Here is a 17,010-nt window from a genome sequence, read left to right on the forward strand (position 1 = left end):
AACATATCCTCCTCTGAAATCTTAACTTGAATATCGTCAGTATACGCTCGGACTTTTCAAAATGCCTAATGATGTGCCTAGCCAATCTGCTCGCTTGTTTAGTGGAGCTTCGTTTGACGTTTCCGTCGACCGCCCGGCCACCACCAGTTCCAGTGTCCGAATAACTTCATCAAGGCTGGAACTAACAGCATCCGAACGATCGTCGCATCGATGAAAATCGCGAGCGCAATCCCGACACCGAGTTGCTTAATCGGGCTGACACCCGTGAAGGCAAACGCTCCCGTGACGACAATCATGATCAAGGCAGCCGATGTGATGATTTTACTTGTCTTCGCAAGCCCCATTTCCGTCGCGACGTCATTGTCACCCGTCTCGTCATAATATTCTTCCATCCGTGAAACTAAGAATACTTCATAGTCCATCGATAGACCGAATACGAGCGAGAAGATAAAGATCGGCGTCAAAATGCCAATCGTTTCTGCCGGAAAAACGAGTCCTGATTCAAATAAAATGACGAGCAATCCGAAGGTCGCACCGAGACTGAGTAAGTTCATCAAAATCGCTTTAATCGGAATTAAGATCGAGCGAAACGCAATCAATAAAATCAAGAACGTCGCGAGTAACACGACACTGAGCGCAAGCGGCATCTTGTCATAAATCTCATCGTAGATTTCTTGATTGAAAGCGGCAGGACCACCAATCGTAAAGCCCATTTCCCGGACTTTCCTGACCCAGTCCTGCGAGGCTTGATCACCGGGGGCACCGGCTAAATTGACGTTCACCCGGGCGACGTCCGCGTCAAACGCAATCCAAGGGGTCAACTGTTGTTTCGCCTGCTCGATTTGAACGGCTTGCTGCAAATCGAGTCCGTTCTGCTCGGCTAAGGTCGCGCCGGAAATTACTTCTTTCACACCGCTATCTGCTTGAAACTGTCGTGTCGCGTCCTCGAGACGACTGAGTCCTGCTTCAGACGAAAAGTCCCCCTCGACTAAGACGACTGCGTCGGTCCCGTCATCCCCAAACGTTTTTTCCCATGACTCAAAAGCAAGCCTTGATGCATAATCTTCCGGCAGGGCACTCGCTTGCGGAATGTTCAACTCCAAGTCACGCAATGGAATCAAGCACGGGACGAGTAATATCAATGAAAATACCGTAATCGCCACAGGACGCTTCATGACGAAGCGCGCCAGATTCCGCCAGCGTCGTTCACCACGATCCGAGCCGGACTTAAAGATCCGTCCTTTTTCTAATCCTGCACCGAACAGTGCGAGTAAAGCAGGGAGTAACGTGATGGCACTAATGACGGCACCCAGTACCGAGACGAGCGTCCCGATTGCGACCGCTTGAAAGACGTCGACATCGATGACTAACAGACCAGCGAGCCCGACAAAGACGCAAATCCCAGAAAATAAAATCGAACGACCGGCTGTCGCGACAGAGACTTCTGCTGCCCGCGCAATCGAATACCCCTTGCCCTGTTCCTCTCGAAAACGATTGACGTAAAGCAGTGAAAAATCGATTCCGAGCGCGAGTGAGATCATCGCGACGGCGTTTAGAACGAAAATCGATAACTCTTGTTGTCCCGCGACAAAATAGAGAATCCCGGCACCGAAGATGAACGTAACGAGTCCCATGATGAGCGGTAAGACAGCTGCCAAAGGGGTCCCGAAGACGATAAGTAAGACAAGTAAAGCCGCTGGAACACCAATCAATTCAGCACGAACCAAGTCGTTTTTCGAGGCCGTATTCAAGTCGTCGACGATCAGTGGTTCTCCAGTTAGACGGACAGTTACATCACTCGGAACATCCAGCTTGTTTTCGATGGCTTTTGCCCATGTCCGTTCGATGTCCGGTGTCCCGACCGTAAGATATCCTTTGCCGTCCCGAATCGCTTGTGGATTTTCGGTTGGTCCAACGACCTGTCCGACTCCTTTGATGTCACGAAACAACGTGACATGCCGCGTCATTTCTTTGCGAATCGTTTGTTCATCCCCTTCAAACAAGACGATGATTTGATGGGGGTCTTGCTTAAATTCTTGTTCTAACACCTGCTCCACTTGTTGAAATTCCCCATCACGGGTGAAGCCGTTCCCTTTCAATTGATCGGGTAACTGAAGGGCGAAATACCCAAGGACAATCAGTGCAATCAACCAGACGAGACTGATGCTTTTTCGAAAACGAACAATCTTCTGACCAAGACGTTCCATCTGTCGACTCCTCCTTTTTTCTACTTAGACAGCAAAAACATCCTTCGTACGACCGACAAAGGATGTGTTTACGTCTTGTGAAAAATTTGAACCCACGTGTTTCCGAAATTCGGTGACGTCGAAACGATTGCTAGTCGTCTTGCCTGTTCGTCAAGCAACAGACTTTTTAACAATACGGACGACTGACACCCTTCAAATTTAAACTTTAATTGTTTATCCTCATAGAGGTAAAATCGTGTCGCATCTGTGACAGAAAACAATTGTTTCTGACTATCGACGAGTGAATATTCTTCATAGTCCGAGAACGGGATGACTTGTTCTTCTTGCTTGACCGCATCCCAAATGACGTATCGCGTCTGATCGGGATCGTACGAGATGATCGTCGCCGGCGCAATAAATCGTTCGAACGTCAATTGTTCATTGTATCCACGCTCGACGATGCGCCCTAATAAAGGGGCTTCTTCATAGTCTGAAAAAGTTCCTGCTTCCGTCATCAAATCAAAGCGGACGATATCCGTTTCCGCTGCGTATAAGAACAGTTGATTGCCACTCCACTCATACAGGTTACTAAACCAAGCATCCGCCCAGATATCCGGGCGATTCATATATGTTATCTGACCATTCTTTAAATCAAGTAATCCGAAGACAATCGTTTCTTCGAAGACGATGAACGCACGACTTCCATTCGGTTCGAGGTACCACGTGAATGGAACATAAGCACAGGCTGTTTCCCAAACTATTTTTAAATCCGCATCGCATTTCGTAAATCCTCCTTGCTCTCGAAACAAGACGAATTCCTCTCCTACTCGTTCAAATAACGATACCGATTCATGGAGCAACAGCTCAGCCGCTGGTTTATACATATACATCACTTCCTACCTCCTACGGTATCAACCTTCTTGATTTCTAGCTACTGTCGATGCGCTCGCGTTGTATGTCTTGTATACTAGAACCAATCATCAAAAGGAGGATCTTTCATGAAACCATTACAACTTTCTGCTGATACGGCAGTCGAGCTCGCGAAGCGTCTGAATGTACCACTCGAACAATTGATGCATATGCCGCGTCACATCTTAATCCAAAAGTTAGTCGAACTCGAGAGCGAACAAGCGGATGCTGCAACTGAATCAAGTGATGAGGAGACAAACTGAGCTCCACTTCTGACAAGCAGCACTCCAATCCCTACGAAAAAAAGAGGCGCTAGGCCTCTTTTTTTACGCTTGCGGATTATACTCCGACTTGCCGTACCGAAAGACATTGACAATTGCTTTCCCATCACTCGGATATCCATTCGGATGATCAATCGGAAAGAGTGAAAAGAAAACAAAGTAGAAGGAGAAATAAGCGAACTGATACGTAAAGATCGATGCTTCGAACACTCCGGCATAAATCAATCCGTTGACGATTAAAATACCTGCAACGTTCGCTAACGAACCACCCAAGTACACCATGATGTTCGTAAATTTATTTTCATGCCGGAGTGCCTCATACTGGCACCAGCCATCCCAAAAGTAAATTCGATTCAAACGAATCGGTCCGACACGTACCAATGACTTGCCTGACCCAATATTGATTTCCATATTTCCTCCGAACAATCGTGCGAAGAAATAATGCCCCATTTCATGAATTAATGTCACAATCGGTAATAACAGAAAAAACGATAAGAAAAATTTCCAGATATCATCAAATCCAAACATGCTGACGCTCCCTTTCAGAAAACTAATCCTCTAAATACTACTTAATCTATTTTCCCGCATCAGATGAATTAAAACTGGATTATCTAAAAAGAATTAATACGAAAAGATGACAGCCGCAACGCGACTGCCATACTAGGTTACTCTTTTTTTCGACGTTTGTTTGCTGCATATAAGAGACCGATGATCGTCAATGCCGCGCCACCCGCGACCGCATACTTTTTATAGTCTGCTTTTCGCTCGGCCACTACGGTCGTTGTCAGTGCCGGAATCAATAATTCCCGTTCCTCGTGCAGACGAGGCGCATGAATTTTGACTGCCCCGTTTTCGACAAGCACTTCGAACTCACCACTTGGCAATTCAATCGTTACGTCTTCATCTGTCGCATTATGATAGACGCGTTGCCGCTCGACGTAACCTTCATACGTCCGCTTCAGCTCATATGCAATGATGCCTTCCCCTTCTTCTAGGAAGCGGAGATGTTTGCGAATCATCGCTGTATTTTCAAGGCGGAACATCGGATATTGACGACGCATCGCTATCAACCCTTTGACATATTCAACGGAAGAACTGAATGTCTCTGCCCGTTCATAATCAAGCCGATTCACGACTTCTCCCGCATTGAAACTATCACGAATCCCATCCTTCGTCCGGAAGAACTCTTGACCCGCGTGGAGGAACGGAATCCCTTGTCCCGTCAAAATGATCGCATTGGCAAGCATTTGACGCTTACGTCGTACTTCATCCGTATCCTCCGGGCGTGAGACAGAGAGCTTGTCCCAAACTGTTAAGTCGTCATGCGCTTCGACATAGGAGACGACTTGGTTCGGCTCATCCGCAAAGCCTTGCGATGAAACGTTCCCGGCAATCCCGCGCTTGACTTCATTCGTCCGATCGAACGCCCCACTGATAAAGCCGCGGTTCTCCGGTGTTTGGACATCTCCTTTTAACCCGTCACGCAAGCCGTTATTAAAGTGTGCAATCCCCGGCATCTGCGGGGCATTGAAATAGTTCGCTTTTTGGTCGAGCGGTAACGGTGTATCAAGATCCCAGCCTTCACCGATGATTAAAATCGACGGGTCGATTCGATCGAGTGCATGACGAACTTGGTTCATCGTTTCGATATCGTGGAGTCCCATCAAGTCGAACCGGAATCCGTCGAGATGATACTCTTTTGCCCAGTACGTCACGCAATCGATGATGAATTTCCGCATCATGAAACGCTCAGAAGCTGTGTCATTGCCACAGAAACTACCATTCGAAAGCGTTCCGTCTGCCGCTTGACGGTAAAAGTAACCCGGAACGAACTGACCAAGCGGAACCTTTTCTGCTTCATAGGTATGGTTGAAGACGACATCCATGATGACTCGGATTCCACGGTCATGCAGTGCCTGGACCAATTCTTTGAGCTCACGGATGCGTGCTTTCGGATCATCTGCGTTTGATGAATAGGAACCTTCCGGTGCAAAGAAATTGACCGGATCGTATCCCCAATTGTAATTATCCGGATCGTTTGGTGCTGCTTCGTTGACCGAACCGAAATCATAGATAGGAAGTAATTGGACGTGCGTCACACCTAAATCAGCTAAGTAGTCGAGTCCCGTCAATCCACCATTTTTCGTCCGCGTACCTGCTTCCGTCAATCCGCGGAACGTACCTCGTTCGACCACACCACTCGCCGGATGACTTGTCGCGTCGCGAACGTGCAACTCATAAATGACAGCATCTTGTGACGAATGGAACATCGGTCGCTCCTCAATCCAACGGTCCGGTTGTACGTTGGACGGATCGATTAATGCACCACGCTTTCCGTTCGTTCCGACTGCTTTTGCATAAGGGTCGACCGCTTCGACTTTCTGACCGTCGACGATGGCTTGAAATGTATAAAAATAACCTTCATACACAGCACGATCGAGTTCTGCGACGAATGTCCCCCGTTCAGCGGCTGACAGTTCGACTTCCTCTACTTTTCTTGCACGCAGCGTCCGGTACAGACGGATGACCACACGTTCCGCCGTCGGTGCCCACAATCGAACACGAATCGTCGTCTCTTCAAAAGTCGCACCCAAGTCCATTCCTCTATAGGCATAACGCTCATCCATCTCCTTTGGCGTGAGCGTCAACATATCTGCTGTTTGTTTCAAAGCCATGCACCCCTTTCATTTCATGGTATTCATTATAACAAAATTTCAAAGTGGTGGACGCTTCCGCTGTTCCTCTCTAAAATAGAGAATAGAACGAAAGGGGAGATGCCATATGGCAGCAAAAGATAATTCATTTGATATCGTGTCACAAATCAACATCGAGGAAGTCAAAAACGCGATGCAAGTCGCACTGAAGGAAATTACGAACCGCTTTGATTTTAAAGGTTCGAAGAGTGACATGAAACTTGAGAAAGAGGATTTAATCCTCATCTCGGATGACGACTTTAAACTCGATCAAGTCAAAGACGTCTTGACGACGAAGTTGATTAAACGCGAAGTCCCGACAAAGAACTTACAGTATGAAAAAGTCGAACAGGCAGCCGGGAACACAGTCCGTCAACGTGTCATCCTAAAGAGCGGAATCGACCGTGATGATGCGAAAAAAATCAACAATGCCGTCAAAGAATCCAAATTAAAAGTCAAAACGCAAATTCAAGATGACCAAATCCGTGTCACGGCTAAATCGCGTGATGACTTGCAACAAGTCATGCAGATCGTCCGTGAGTTACCATTATCTGTCGACGTCCAGTTCATCAATTTCCGTTAAGCAGCAAAAATCCCTTTCTCCAAGTCGGAGGAAGGGATTTACTTATGCTCATTGCGCTGTATATCCACCATCAAGGACGACGGCTTGACCTGTTACGCCAGCTGCTTTATCACTTGATAAGAAAATTGCATAATCTGCGATTTCTTTCACTTGCAACAAACGCTGTTGTGGGACGAGCGGGTAGATGACTTCTTCTAAGACAGACTCAAGTGGTACGTTCCGCGTTTCAGCGAGTGAAGACAATTGTTTTTGGACGAGTGGTGTATCGACGTAACCCGGGCAAATCGCATTGACCGTAATACCGGATGTCGCACCTTCAAGTGCTGCTACTTTCGTTAAGCCAATCACGCCATGTTTCGCACTGTTGTATGCAGCTTTCCCGGCGAAGCCAATCAAACCATTAATGGATGACATGTTAAGAATCCGTCCGAATTCTTGTTTTTTCATAATCGGGAACACGTATTTCGTATAGAGAAATGGTGCCCGTAACATGATACTTTGCATCAAATCAAACGTCTCTGTCGAGAAGTCTTCGATGGGTGAGACGTGTTGCATGCCGGCGTTATTGATGACGATATCAATTTTTCCGTAATGCGCCATCGTCTGTTCGATACTCGATTTAATCGCCGCTTCACTCGTTACGTCACCCGCGACCGCAAAAGCGTCAAAACCTTTATCCGTCAGTGCTTCTGCTGCACTTTTTGCTGCCTGCTCCTGCAAGTCGACAATCACGACCTTAGCGCCTTCTTGCGCAAATTCTTCAGCGATTTCAAGACCGATTCCACTTGCTGCTCCAGTAATTAACGCTACTTTTCCTTCAAGTTGTTTCATTGTTATCTACTCCTTCTTTACGGTTTCACTTCTTTTACTGTACGCTTGCAAAAACAATAATAAAAATGAATCCTTATTATGCTATATATAACCATTAGGAATAGGAGGAAATACGATGGATTTTCGACAACTCGAATATTTTACTGAAGTCGCCCGGTTTAAAAGTTTCACGCGTGCTGCCGATTATCTTCATGTCACGCAACCGACTTTAAGTAAGATGGTCCGCAGCCTTGAAGAAGAACTCGATATTGCACTATTTGATCGCAGTAAACGACAAATCGTGTTGACAGACGCTGGTGAAACACTCCTTCTTGAAGGTGAAAAAATCTTACGTCAACTTTCTGATCTCCCCTCTCATCTCTATGACGTAATGCACTTAACAAAAGGAACCATCCGGATTGGCCTTCCTCCGTTAATCGGTTCACTCTTTTTCCCCCGTCTGTTGCATCAATTTTCAGAACAGTACCCGATGGTAACAATCGACATCGTCGAGGCCGGCGGTCACGCCTTAGAGAAAGCCATCGTCGCGGGTGACGTCGATTTAATTGCGACCGTCTTTCCTGCAGATGAAAACTTAACCGTTTACCCCTTTATGGAAGAAGAGCTGCACCTTTTTTTACCGGAACACCATCCGCTCGCTTCACGCGCTTCCATCGCGTTAGAAGAAGTTTCACAGATGCCGTTCGTTTTGTTTAATGAAACCTTCTCTCTCCATAACGTCGTTTTAAACGCCTGCCGAACGGCTGGTTTTGAACCGACTGTTACACATGTCAGTTCGCAGTGGGATTTCCTTTGTCTGCTCGTCGCAGAAGAAAATGCCGTGACACTTCTCCCCCGTTCGCTCGCAAACCGGATTCAAGTCAACGGGGTCAAAACAGTTCCGTTAGAAACTCGCGTACCCTGGCAATTAGGTGTCGCTGTCCCGACCGGACGTTATCAGTCGTATGTCACACGGGAGTGGATTCGTTTCGTCCAAGATTCTTATTCACAAAAAGAATGATATGTATAAAAACCATGTATTTGTAGCATGATTTTTCTTTCGTTATGATGGGATGTATCGTTACTTCAGAAAGGAAGTTATTTACTATGTCAACGCATGAAACACGTCACGAAGTCGGTCTCAAAAAATTAAGTGAGTTCACAGATGCGAATTCAGCTCAATCCACACATGATAAAATCTCAGAGTCATTAAAAGACATCGCACCTGCCGTCGGCGAATGGATTACAGATTTTGCTTACGGTGAAGTGTATAGTCGCACTGGACTCGGGAACCGTGACCGTGCACTCGTCACAATCTCGACGCTCGTCACACAAGGAACAGAACCGCAACTTGCCTTACACATCAACACGGGGTTAACAGCCGGTCTCTCAGGAAATGAAATCGTCGAAGCCATCATGCACCTCGTGCCCTATACAGGTTTTCCGCGTGTCTTAAATGCCCTTGAAGTCGCAAAAACTGTTTTCGCAGAACGTGGTATCACTGTCGAAACGGACTAAGCGAACGGAGGATGGACAATGCATCTGGCAGGGTATAATCCTATTACAAGGGAGAGATGCTAGATGCAATATGCACTGATTGCCGATTTGCATAGTTCATTTTCAGATACGCGCGCCGTGCTACAGGATATCCGTAAACGTGCTCCACAAGCGACGATTTTTTCGCTCGGCGACGTCCATGAGTGCCATATCGGCAAAAAGAGAGCGCGTCGTCATACTTTTGAGTCCATCTCTGATGTCGTGACGCTTGATTTCGACTATGTTGCGCTACTTGATTTCGAAACATTACTCGGGAACCAAGAAGAACGGATTTTTTCAATCGTCCCAACCGGCGTATCCGGACTGCTTGACCGACTCCGGTCGGTCCCCCGGACAAAGCAAGTGGGTGACGATGTCCTGTTTTTACACGGTGATCAGTTCGAGTGGAGTTATACGTTAATACCGAACACCTCCCAATTCGAACAACGACTATTGTTTTTCGGTCATAGTCATCAACGTGGTTTGTTTCGCGACGGACGCCGGTTGTCGACGCAACTGGACGTTCCGATTTCCATCAAACAAGAACGATATGCTGTCAATGTCGGTCCTGTTCTCGTCGAGCGAGAATGGTTGCTCTACGACACACAGGAAGAATCCATCGTCTACCGCCAAGCATGATAAAAAGACCCTCGGGTTAAAAGCTAGAGTCATCTCCATGCTTTCATCCGAGGGTCTTTTCTGATTACAGGTAACGGACGAGTGAAGCTTTCACTAAATCGACCTGCGTTAATTCATGTTTCTCGACGAATTTATCGACGACACGACGTACTTCTCCTTGACGACGGACGAAGCTTGTCGGGACCGGTGTTTTGCCGACAAGTTGTTCGTATAACGTCGTCAATTGATGATCATCGATGACGGTTGTCATCGAATCGAGGAACAATAAGACGTGGAGACGGTTGAGATAGTCCCATGGCTTGTCTTCCGACCGGAATTCATTCCGGGCCAACCATTTTTTAAGACCAATCGCATCGATTTCACTGAGTGTTTCCTTCGAACGTGGTGCTTTCCAAAGCGCTAAAAGTTCACCTAATTTTTTACGCGTTTGTTTTTTACCCATGAAAAATTCGAAGTTCACTTTCGTTTCGAGTGCATCTCCACTAACAGGTGCGATTAAATCGGCACCTGGTGCTGTCACGACATCAAAGATGAAGTCGACAGACTCTCCAGGCAACCACGTTGCCACTCTCCCGTGAAAATCAGCGATGAACGCAATCGCTTCTTTCATGTCTTCGTTCTTGATTCGTTCTGCTGCCTGCTGCAACCGTTCGTTTGTTTCTTTATTCATATGCTAACCCCATCTTTAATTTAATTTTATTACATTTCTTCTGGAGCGCCGACACCGAGGAGGCGTAGACCTTCCGTCAATACAATCGTAACCGATTTCACGAGTGCAAGGCGAGATTGTTTTGCCGCATCCTCTTCAAGGACACGTACTTGACCATAATATTTGTTAAAGCTTTGTGCGAGATCAAGGACATAACGGCTGATGATGGATGGTTCACGACGCACGAACGCCCGGTCAATGACTGCCGAGAATTGGTTAAGCATCGAGACGACCCCCCAGGCATAATCGTCAGCACTTCCGTCGAAGGCTGCACCATCATAGCCGCCTTTACGGAGTAACGAGTTGGCACGGGCATTTGTGTACTGAACGTATGGACCCGTCTCCCCTTCGAATTTCAACATCTGCTCGAGATCGAACTCGATATTGTTCATGCGTTCGTTTTTAAGGTCATGGAAGATGACTGCGCCGACGCCGACTTGTTGTGCTGTTTGGTCGGCATTCGCAAGGTTCGGATTTTTCTCGGCGATATTTTGTTTTGCGACGTTGATTGCATCTTGAAGGACTTCCTCAAGCAAGACGATCCGCCCTTTACGCGTCGACATCTTTTTGCCATCTTTCATGATCAGACCGAATGGTACATGGTGCATGCCGTCAACATTATCAAAACCAAGCTTTTTCAAAACCGCAAACAACTGTTTGAAATGGAGCGCTTGTTCTCCGCCGACAACATAAAATGCTTGTTCGAAACGGTACGTCTCGAGACGATAGACCGCAGCTGCCAAGTCGCGTGTCGCGTAAAGCGTCGCGCCATCTTTTTTCTTGATTAGCGCAGGTGGCATACCTTCTGCTTCAAGATCAACGACCATCGCGCCTTCAGACTCGACGAGCAGTTCTTTTTCTTCTAATAAGTCAATGACATGCTGCATTTTGTCATTATAGAAGGCTTCTCCGTTCAGGCTGTCGAACTGTACACCAAGCATGTCGTAAACACGGCTGAATTCGACGAGTGAAACTTCACGGAACCATTTCCAAAGAACGGTTGCCTGTTCGTCACCTTGCTCGAGTTTTTTGAACCAGGCCCGACCTTCATCTTCAAGTTCCGGCTTACTTTCTGCTTCTTCATGGAACCGGACATAGAGTTTCAATAGTTCTTTGATTGGCTCAGCCCGGACATCTTCTTCTTTACCCCACATGTTGTAAGCCACCATCAATTTACCAAACTGCGTGCCCCAGTCGCCTAAGTGGTTGATCCCAACGACCTCATATCCTTTTTTACGTGAAATTTGGTTTAATGCATTTCCAATGACCGTCGAACGCAAATGTCCCATCGAGAACGGCTTCGCGATGTTTGGTGAAGAGAAGTCAGTGACAATCGTCTTCCCATTTGACTCACTTGATCCGTAGTCCGCTTTTTCGTTTAAGACACGATTGACGATTTCTTGCGAGACGACCTCACGGTTCAAGAAGACGTTGACATATGGTCCGACTGGTTGAACGTTCGCAAAGAGTGGATTATCGATTTTTTCAGCGACATCTACTGCAATCATGTTGGGTGCTTTGCGGAATGCTTTCGCCAACAAGAAGCAAGGGAATGCGAGATCTCCGTGGTCTTCATGTTTCGGTTGTTCAATCAGTTGCTCAATTTGTTCAAGTGTCAATGCGTCTCCGATGACTCCTTGTAAAACTTCAGCATATTGTTGTTTGTAGCTCATTGTATTACCTCCAACAGTTTATTTTTTCCAATAAAAAACGCCCTTTGCGCAACTCGCAAAGAGACGGAATGACCGCGGTACCACTCTTCTTGGTGTCGTTTTCGACACCCACCTTAATTGGGGATAACGGGGTTCCCCCGGCTACGCCTGATCGTTACGATTCGGATAGCGTCTCTGAAGTGCGTTTCACGATTTCTTTGTCCATTCAGGCTTCCACCGTTTCCTGATTCGCTGGCTGACAAGATAAAACCGTTACTTTCTTCGTCATCGACGATTTGATATCTTTCACATTATACGCAATGACTCGATTTCTCTCAACCTTATTTTTTTGTAAATCACTTATCATAATTTCCACAAATCGGGTATAGATACAGAAGGATCGCCACAGAGAGGGGTCTATTCCGCTATGGTTTACTATCGAAAAGTAGCACGTATGAGCTGGATCACTTTAGCACTTACTGTTGTTTTGCTGTTTCTTGCATCGCTTGCCTTTCCCGTCCATATGAACCCAGCGATATCGCTTGGAAATGCAAGTTATCTTCTCATTTTAGTCCTCCTCTTCCAATTCGATAACATCCGCCGTGGTGGGATTTATTATACATTTCAAGAAGGTATTATTTTATTCATTTTTCTTAATTACGGTTTATTGATTGCCGTCATTTTGAGTCAACTCGGCGTCCTGATTTTCCAATTATTTTCGCATAAAAAAGAAATTCGGATAAAACGATTCATCTACCTGTACCCCGTCAACGTCTTATTCGACATCGTCTATATCTCAGTTCCCGCCTCCGCTTACTTGCTACTTGGAGGTCCGACCGGCCCGGGCTTTACTTATACCGAATCACTTATCCCGTTTGTCGGTTATCTGGTGGGTGTCTTTCTTATTTCCTATCTTCAATGCCGATTCGTCAATCGTTTCTTAAACTTAAAGTATGACTGGACCCGCCTCATCCGACTTCAGACACTCGTTTACGGAATCAGTATTTTAAGCGCGCTTCTCGGGATTTGGTTTTATGATGAAAACCCGTTAGTTGCTGCGACTGTCTCGACTTTAATTTTATTCTTATTCAAGCAACTCCTACAACAGCGTGGCGCATCCTTACAAGCTACACACAACGCTAAACGGTTCGACGATGCGAAGGAACGGTTGCTCGTTTCACGCTTTGAACGGGAAGCGATTGAATCCTTACTGATTGATTTACCTCATCTAATTGATTTCTCCGACGGCTGGCTTTCTATTCAGCAGCAACGAAAACAAATCATCTATGACATTCGGACAAAAAAGACAGTTGATGTCTTACCTTTATTTCATACGTTATCAGCGAATGATCTGCGGACTCCGATTCTCTATGGCCTTCGGTTCGACTGGGGAAATGATGTCCAACTCTCGCTTCCCGTCGATCGGCATTCGATGCTCGCGATTCCTTCCATCACAAGTGGAGAAGTCGATGTCTCAATCGTTTTATTTCATCAAATCGCTGATGCTTATGATGAAGCAAAAGCGGATGAAATTTATCGCCTGCTTCGGACATTTTGCCGCGTACTCGAGCGTTCCCAAGAAAACTTTCAATTGTATGCCGAAAGCCGGACGGATGCCTTGACCGATCTCCCGAACAGCCGTGCTTTTTATGAAGAGGGGGCACGCCAGTTTGCTTCCGAACACTTTCCGCTGTCGATCATCCTATTTGATATCGACCACTTTAAATACGTCAATGATACGTACGGACATAAAGTCGGAGATCTCGTCTTACGTGAGCTCGGAAGACGGATTAAATACGTCATCCACCGCAACGATTCCGTCTTCGCGGCACGTTATGGGGGGGAGGAATTCGTTGTTTTGATTGCGGATTGCTTACAAGACCAAGCAATCTCCATTGCTGAAGAAATTCGTCACACCGTTCTCGATCGCCCCTTCATTGTCGACGATCACCCTCTCTCTATTACCGTCAGTCTTGGCGTCGATACAGTAGAACATCCTTACCAACGCACATTTGAAGAATCATTACGTCAGGCAGATCACGCACTGTATGTCGGCGGAAAACACAATGGTCGAAATTGTACAGCCCACTACGCTAATCTTTGAAAGGTTGTGTTTTACATGTCTATTACTGAAATTGAGTTATCGCTTCCGATGAATCAACAACGGCGGACATTGCGGATTTATCGTCCCCCTGAGGTCGCGACGGATGTTGCATTACCCGTCATCTATATGCATGACGGACAAAATGTCTTCAGTGGTGCGAGTGCTTCCTTCGGTAAAGGATGGGATGTTCATCTCGCCCTCCACGAAGTCGGTCTACAGGCAATGATCGTCGCCATCGATAGCCCGGATGACCCGATGGACCGGTACGATGAATATGCGCCTTGGACGGATGACGCGTTATTGATGCGAACCGCATATCCGTCACACCGGACGACGATCGGTGGAAACGGGAAAGCTTATATGGAATGGATTATCTATGACTTGAAACCGTACATCGATTCGCACTATGCGACGATTCCGACTGATACAACGATGATTGGCAGCTCGATGGGCGGCGTGATTTCCTTATATGGCCTATTTGCTTATCCGGAAGTCATCACGCGTGCCGCCGCCTTATCGACAGCCGGATGGGCGAACTTCTCTTCTTTACTTGAGTTCATCGAGCGAAGTCTCCCACTGTCTGACGCGCACCGTTGCTACATGGATATCGGGACAAAAGAAGTCAGCGGTCCGATGACGGAAGAAGATTATTTGCACACGAATGATGTCATCTCGGCGGCAGTACGTCAAAAAGTCGAGCAGATGCAATACACCGTCATCGCAGACGGTATTCACCATGAGACAGCGTGGGCGAAACGTATGCCGGACGTGCTCCGATTTCTCTTTTCATAAGAATTAAGTGTTAACGCATTTGAATCATCTGCGTGACACGTCTTTTTCAGTGGTACAACCTAAAAAGGATGATGTACGCTCTAACGAGCACACATCATCCTTTTTCATCTTATTTCACGAGCTCTTCAGTCAGTTCTTTTTCATAACGATTCCGCGGATGTTCCCGGCATTCGTCGGAACATGAACGCATTACTTTCGGTTCACATTCTTCACAGCAGAAATGCTGACGATTACATTCCGGGTTCGCACAATTAACATAACGTGTTTCTGCCTTACCACAGTAGTAACACTCGGATACGACAGTCGGATTGACTTCATTGACAGGTACTTGAACGCGTTCATCGAACACGTACAGCTCCCCTTCCCAGTCTTCTCCACGCGTGACTTCATCTTTTCCGTACATGACGACGCCACCTTTCAGATGGAAGATGTCGTCGCTGTTTTGACGTTTACGGAAATAAGCCGTGAACTTCTCACAACGTACGCCACCCGTACAATACGTCAAGACTTTTTTCCCTTCGAACAAATGCTCATTTTCATCGAGCCACTGTGGAAACTCACGTGACGCCGCAACGTCGACCTTGACGGCATTTTTGAAATGACCGAGATCGTATTCGTAGTTGTTTCGGACGTCTAAGATGACGACGTCTTCATTTTGCATCATCTCTTTCCACTCAGCAGGCTCAAGATAGGCTGCATTTTCTTTCGGGACATTAAACTCATCTTCAAAACGCCATGTGACGAGCTCTTTTTTGTAACGCACGAAGATTTTTTTGAAGGTATGCTCTTCGACTTCATCGATTTTAAATTCGATGTCGCTAAAGCGCGGATCCGCTAGTAAATCTTGCATGTACTGTTCTGTTTGTTCGACCGTTCCAGAAAGTGTTCCGTTGATACCTTCTGGTGCAATCAAGATTCTTCCTTTGATTCCGAGTTCCTTGCAGTATGCCAGGTGCTCTTTTGTTACTTGTTCCGCATTTTCAATCGGAACATACTTATAAAATAATAGTACGCGATAAGGTTTCATAATCCTCATTGGCCCCCATGTCAGTTTTTTGCAGTAAAACGAACGTTGGCGAACGAAGCGTCATAGCTAATAGCTAGCTGGGAACGCCTGCAAAACGCACCCATTTAAGTATAATACCAACTCCGATTCAATTGTACAATCGACAAATCCATGACACTTACATCGTAATTCAATTCCCTTTCTGATGCGGAAAGAGGTAAAATAGAAATCAGCAGTTTATTTTGTAAGGAGGATTCCGAATGCTCCAAACTATCCGTCAATGGATCGAGCACATGATTATATTTCTACAAGATCTTCCGGGTGGAGCTTCGACTGGATTGATTGCACCCTTCTTAGAATCACTATTCCCATTCCTCCCACTCGTCCTGATCATCTCCGCGAACGCGGCGACCTATGGTTTTTGGATGGGAGTGCTCGTATCTTGGGTCGGCAGCATGTTAGGTTCACTCGTCGTGTTTGCTTGTATCCGCTATTTATTTCGCCGTCCAGTCACTCGGTGGCTTGAAAATCATAAGGCAGCACAACACTGGATTGAACGCGTTCGTCACATGAGTCCGATTTCGCTCGGCTTTTTCTTTTCGCTCCCGTTCATGCCGGCCTTTATCATTACATCCATCTCGGCGATGATTCAGTTATCACTCCGTACGTATTTAATTGCAGCTGGCGCCGGCCGCCTGATTGTCGTCATTTTGTTTTCTTTGATCGGCAAAGAGTGGTCCAGTTTTTTAGAAAGACCTGTTCGTCTACTGTTCCTTTTCCTGATCCTACTTGCGATTTGGGGAATCAGTCGCGGTATGGAAGAATGGATTAAACGCCGGGCACTCGCACGTCGTACGAAAAACTTACGTGAACTAGAAAATGTAATTGAAGGTAAGAACAAATAAACAATTTTCTCAAAAACACATGACTTTCCCAAGTGTTTATTTTATTTCACTATCCGGATGGAAGATCGCTTACATGTGATGTTCCATCTTTTTTTGGTTATGCCACCCTTCTTTATGAATCAGATGTTATTTTAGTTCATGATAGAACAATACCTGAACTACGCCTAAATCGACTTACGATTAAGGCTAGGTCTTTTGAATCATT

The 17,010-nt window shown here is 46.3% G+C and carries 16 protein-coding genes and 1 other annotated feature; of the genes, 8 read left to right on the forward strand and 8 right to left on the reverse strand.

Annotated features, from left to right (window positions below; all coding sequences use genetic code 11):
• Nucleotides 1–98: 98 nt before the first annotated feature.
• Together KNQ05_RS09910 and KNQ05_RS09915 are read right to left on the reverse strand one after the other, a co-directional pair.
• Nucleotides 99–2,207 (reverse strand): MMPL family transporter, encoded by a 2,109-nt coding sequence (locus tag KNQ05_RS09910; RefSeq protein WP_214805277.1) that lies wholly within the window; start codon nucleotides 2,205–2,207, stop codon nucleotides 99–101.
• Nucleotides 2,208–2,275: 68 nt separating this feature from the next.
• Nucleotides 2,276–3,076 (reverse strand): hypothetical protein, encoded by an 801-nt coding sequence (locus KNQ05_RS09915; RefSeq protein WP_088838122.1) that lies wholly within the window; start codon nucleotides 3,074–3,076, stop codon nucleotides 2,276–2,278.
• 108 nt (nucleotides 3,077–3,184) lie between these two features.
• Between KNQ05_RS09915 and KNQ05_RS09920 the strand changes: the two genes are divergently transcribed.
• A complete protein-coding gene (locus KNQ05_RS09920) occupies nucleotides 3,185–3,358 on the forward strand; it encodes a YycC family protein (protein ID WP_088838124.1) in 174 nt (57 codons plus the stop codon).
• A gap of 63 nt (nucleotides 3,359–3,421) precedes the next feature.
• Here KNQ05_RS09920 and KNQ05_RS09925 read toward each other — a convergent pair whose 3' ends face one another.
• Both KNQ05_RS09925 and pulA read right to left on the reverse strand, forming a co-directional pair.
• A complete protein-coding gene (locus KNQ05_RS09925) occupies nucleotides 3,422–3,904 on the reverse strand; it encodes a hypothetical protein (protein WP_029331967.1) in 483 nt (160 codons plus the stop codon).
• Nucleotides 3,905–4,041: 137 nt separating this feature from the next.
• Nucleotides 4,042–6,051 carry a type I pullulanase gene (gene pulA, locus KNQ05_RS09930; RefSeq protein ID WP_214771696.1) on the reverse strand — a complete coding sequence of 670 codons (2,010 nt, stop codon included), beginning with the start codon at nucleotides 6,049–6,051 and terminating at the stop codon, nucleotides 4,042–4,044.
• Nucleotides 6,052–6,157: 106 nt separating this feature from the next.
• Between pulA and KNQ05_RS09935 the strand changes: the two genes are divergently transcribed.
• The gene (locus tag KNQ05_RS09935; RefSeq protein ID WP_029331969.1) at nucleotides 6,158–6,652 is read left to right on the forward strand and encodes a YajQ family cyclic di-GMP-binding protein; all 495 of its coding nucleotides are present in this window, start codon (nucleotides 6,158–6,160) and stop codon (nucleotides 6,650–6,652) included.
• Nucleotides 6,653–6,700: 48 nt separating this feature from the next.
• Here KNQ05_RS09935 and KNQ05_RS09940 read toward each other — a convergent pair whose 3' ends face one another.
• Nucleotides 6,701–7,483 carry a 3-hydroxybutyrate dehydrogenase gene (locus KNQ05_RS09940; protein ID WP_214805279.1) on the reverse strand — a complete coding sequence of 261 codons (783 nt, stop codon included), beginning with the start codon at nucleotides 7,481–7,483 and terminating at the stop codon, nucleotides 6,701–6,703.
• A 115-nt stretch (nucleotides 7,484–7,598) separates the two neighbouring features.
• Between KNQ05_RS09940 and KNQ05_RS09945 the strand changes: the two genes are divergently transcribed.
• The 3 genes from KNQ05_RS09945 (at nucleotide 7,599) to KNQ05_RS09955 (ending at nucleotide 9,637) form a co-directional block, all read left to right on the forward strand.
• Nucleotides 7,599–8,483 carry a LysR family transcriptional regulator gene (locus KNQ05_RS09945; RefSeq protein WP_214766398.1) on the forward strand — a complete coding sequence of 295 codons (885 nt, stop codon included), beginning with the start codon at nucleotides 7,599–7,601 and terminating at the stop codon, nucleotides 8,481–8,483.
• An 86-nt stretch (nucleotides 8,484–8,569) separates the two neighbouring features.
• Entirely contained in the window at nucleotides 8,570–8,980 is a 411-nt protein-coding gene (locus KNQ05_RS09950) for a carboxymuconolactone decarboxylase family protein (protein ID WP_088838130.1), read from the forward strand.
• A 63-nt stretch (nucleotides 8,981–9,043) separates the two neighbouring features.
• Complete coding sequence (locus tag KNQ05_RS09955) at nucleotides 9,044–9,637, forward strand: metallophosphoesterase family protein (RefSeq protein WP_088838131.1); 594 nt, start codon at nucleotides 9,044–9,046, stop codon at nucleotides 9,635–9,637.
• Between the two features lie 64 nt (nucleotides 9,638–9,701).
• Here KNQ05_RS09955 and KNQ05_RS09960 read toward each other — a convergent pair whose 3' ends face one another.
• Together KNQ05_RS09960 and argS are read right to left on the reverse strand one after the other, a co-directional pair.
• Nucleotides 9,702–10,307 (reverse strand): hypothetical protein, encoded by a 606-nt coding sequence (locus KNQ05_RS09960; RefSeq protein ID WP_088838133.1) that lies wholly within the window; start codon nucleotides 10,305–10,307, stop codon nucleotides 9,702–9,704.
• Between the two features lie 29 nt (nucleotides 10,308–10,336).
• The gene (argS, locus tag KNQ05_RS09965; protein WP_088838135.1) at nucleotides 10,337–12,019 is read right to left on the reverse strand and encodes an arginine--tRNA ligase; all 1,683 of its coding nucleotides are present in this window, start codon (nucleotides 12,017–12,019) and stop codon (nucleotides 10,337–10,339) included.
• A gap of 56 nt (nucleotides 12,020–12,075) precedes the next feature.
• Nucleotides 12,076–12,296, reverse strand: a binding site (T-box leader).
• A gap of 129 nt (nucleotides 12,297–12,425) precedes the next feature.
• Here argS and KNQ05_RS09970 point away from each other — a divergent pair.
• Entirely contained in the window at nucleotides 12,426–14,102 is a 1,677-nt protein-coding gene (locus KNQ05_RS09970; protein ID WP_214802229.1) for a GGDEF domain-containing protein, read from the forward strand.
• A 15-nt stretch (nucleotides 14,103–14,117) separates the two neighbouring features.
• Nucleotides 14,118–14,894: an alpha/beta hydrolase gene (locus tag KNQ05_RS09975; RefSeq protein WP_214766394.1), complete on the forward strand. Its 777-nt coding sequence runs from the start codon at nucleotides 14,118–14,120 to the stop codon at nucleotides 14,892–14,894.
• A gap of 109 nt (nucleotides 14,895–15,003) precedes the next feature.
• Here the strand turns inward: KNQ05_RS09975 and trhO are convergent, their stop codons facing one another.
• Nucleotides 15,004–15,921, reverse strand: coding sequence for an oxygen-dependent tRNA uridine(34) hydroxylase TrhO (trhO, locus tag KNQ05_RS09980; RefSeq protein ID WP_088838140.1), 918 nt, complete (start codon nucleotides 15,919–15,921; stop codon nucleotides 15,004–15,006).
• A 239-nt stretch (nucleotides 15,922–16,160) separates the two neighbouring features.
• On the opposite strand from trhO, the gene KNQ05_RS09985 reads away from it, so the two are divergent.
• Nucleotides 16,161–16,805, forward strand: coding sequence for a TVP38/TMEM64 family protein (locus tag KNQ05_RS09985; RefSeq protein WP_214771714.1), 645 nt, complete (start codon nucleotides 16,161–16,163; stop codon nucleotides 16,803–16,805).
• The last annotated feature ends 205 nt before the right edge of the window (nucleotides 16,806–17,010 follow it).

Origin of the sequence: Exiguobacterium sp. s125, from assembly GCF_018618605.1 — a bacterium.
Classification (GTDB): Bacteria; Bacillota; Bacilli; order Exiguobacteriales; family Exiguobacteriaceae; genus Exiguobacterium_A; species Exiguobacterium_A oxidotolerans.

Bases quoted from the DNA above. Each gene is read 5' to 3' on its own strand.
- trhO (WP_088838140.1), bottom strand. From the start codon at position 15,921: ATGAAACCTTATCGCGTACTATTATTTTATAAGTATGTTCCGATTGAA.
- KNQ05_RS09975 (WP_214766394.1), top strand. From the start codon at position 14,118: ATGTCTATTACTGAAATTGAGTTATCGCTTCCGATGAATCAACAACGG.
- KNQ05_RS09940 (WP_214805279.1), bottom strand. From the start codon at position 7,483: ATGAAACAACTTGAAGGAAAAGTAGCGTTAATTACTGGAGCAGCAAGT.
- KNQ05_RS09970 (WP_214802229.1), top strand. From the start codon at position 12,426: ATGGTTTACTATCGAAAAGTAGCACGTATGAGCTGGATCACTTTAGCA.
- KNQ05_RS09920 (WP_088838124.1), top strand. From the start codon at position 3,185: ATGAAACCATTACAACTTTCTGCTGATACGGCAGTCGAGCTCGCGAAG.
- pulA (WP_214771696.1), bottom strand. From the start codon at position 6,051: ATGGCTTTGAAACAAACAGCAGATATGTTGACGCTCACGCCAAAGGAG.
- KNQ05_RS09910 (WP_214805277.1), bottom strand. From the start codon at position 2,207: ATGGAACGTCTTGGTCAGAAGATTGTTCGTTTTCGAAAAAGCATCAGT.
- KNQ05_RS09915 (WP_088838122.1), bottom strand. From the start codon at position 3,076: ATGTATATGTATAAACCAGCGGCTGAGCTGTTGCTCCATGAATCGGTA.
- KNQ05_RS09950 (WP_088838130.1), top strand. From the start codon at position 8,570: ATGTCAACGCATGAAACACGTCACGAAGTCGGTCTCAAAAAATTAAGT.
- KNQ05_RS09985 (WP_214771714.1), top strand. From the start codon at position 16,161: ATGCTCCAAACTATCCGTCAATGGATCGAGCACATGATTATATTTCTA.
- KNQ05_RS09960 (WP_088838133.1), bottom strand. From the start codon at position 10,307: ATGAATAAAGAAACAAACGAACGGTTGCAGCAGGCAGCAGAACGAATC.
- KNQ05_RS09955 (WP_088838131.1), top strand. From the start codon at position 9,044: ATGCAATATGCACTGATTGCCGATTTGCATAGTTCATTTTCAGATACG.
- argS (WP_088838135.1), bottom strand. From the start codon at position 12,019: ATGAGCTACAAACAACAATATGCTGAAGTTTTACAAGGAGTCATCGGA.
- KNQ05_RS09945 (WP_214766398.1), top strand. From the start codon at position 7,599: ATGGATTTTCGACAACTCGAATATTTTACTGAAGTCGCCCGGTTTAAA.
- KNQ05_RS09935 (WP_029331969.1), top strand. From the start codon at position 6,158: ATGGCAGCAAAAGATAATTCATTTGATATCGTGTCACAAATCAACATC.
- KNQ05_RS09925 (WP_029331967.1), bottom strand. From the start codon at position 3,904: ATGTTTGGATTTGATGATATCTGGAAATTTTTCTTATCGTTTTTTCTG.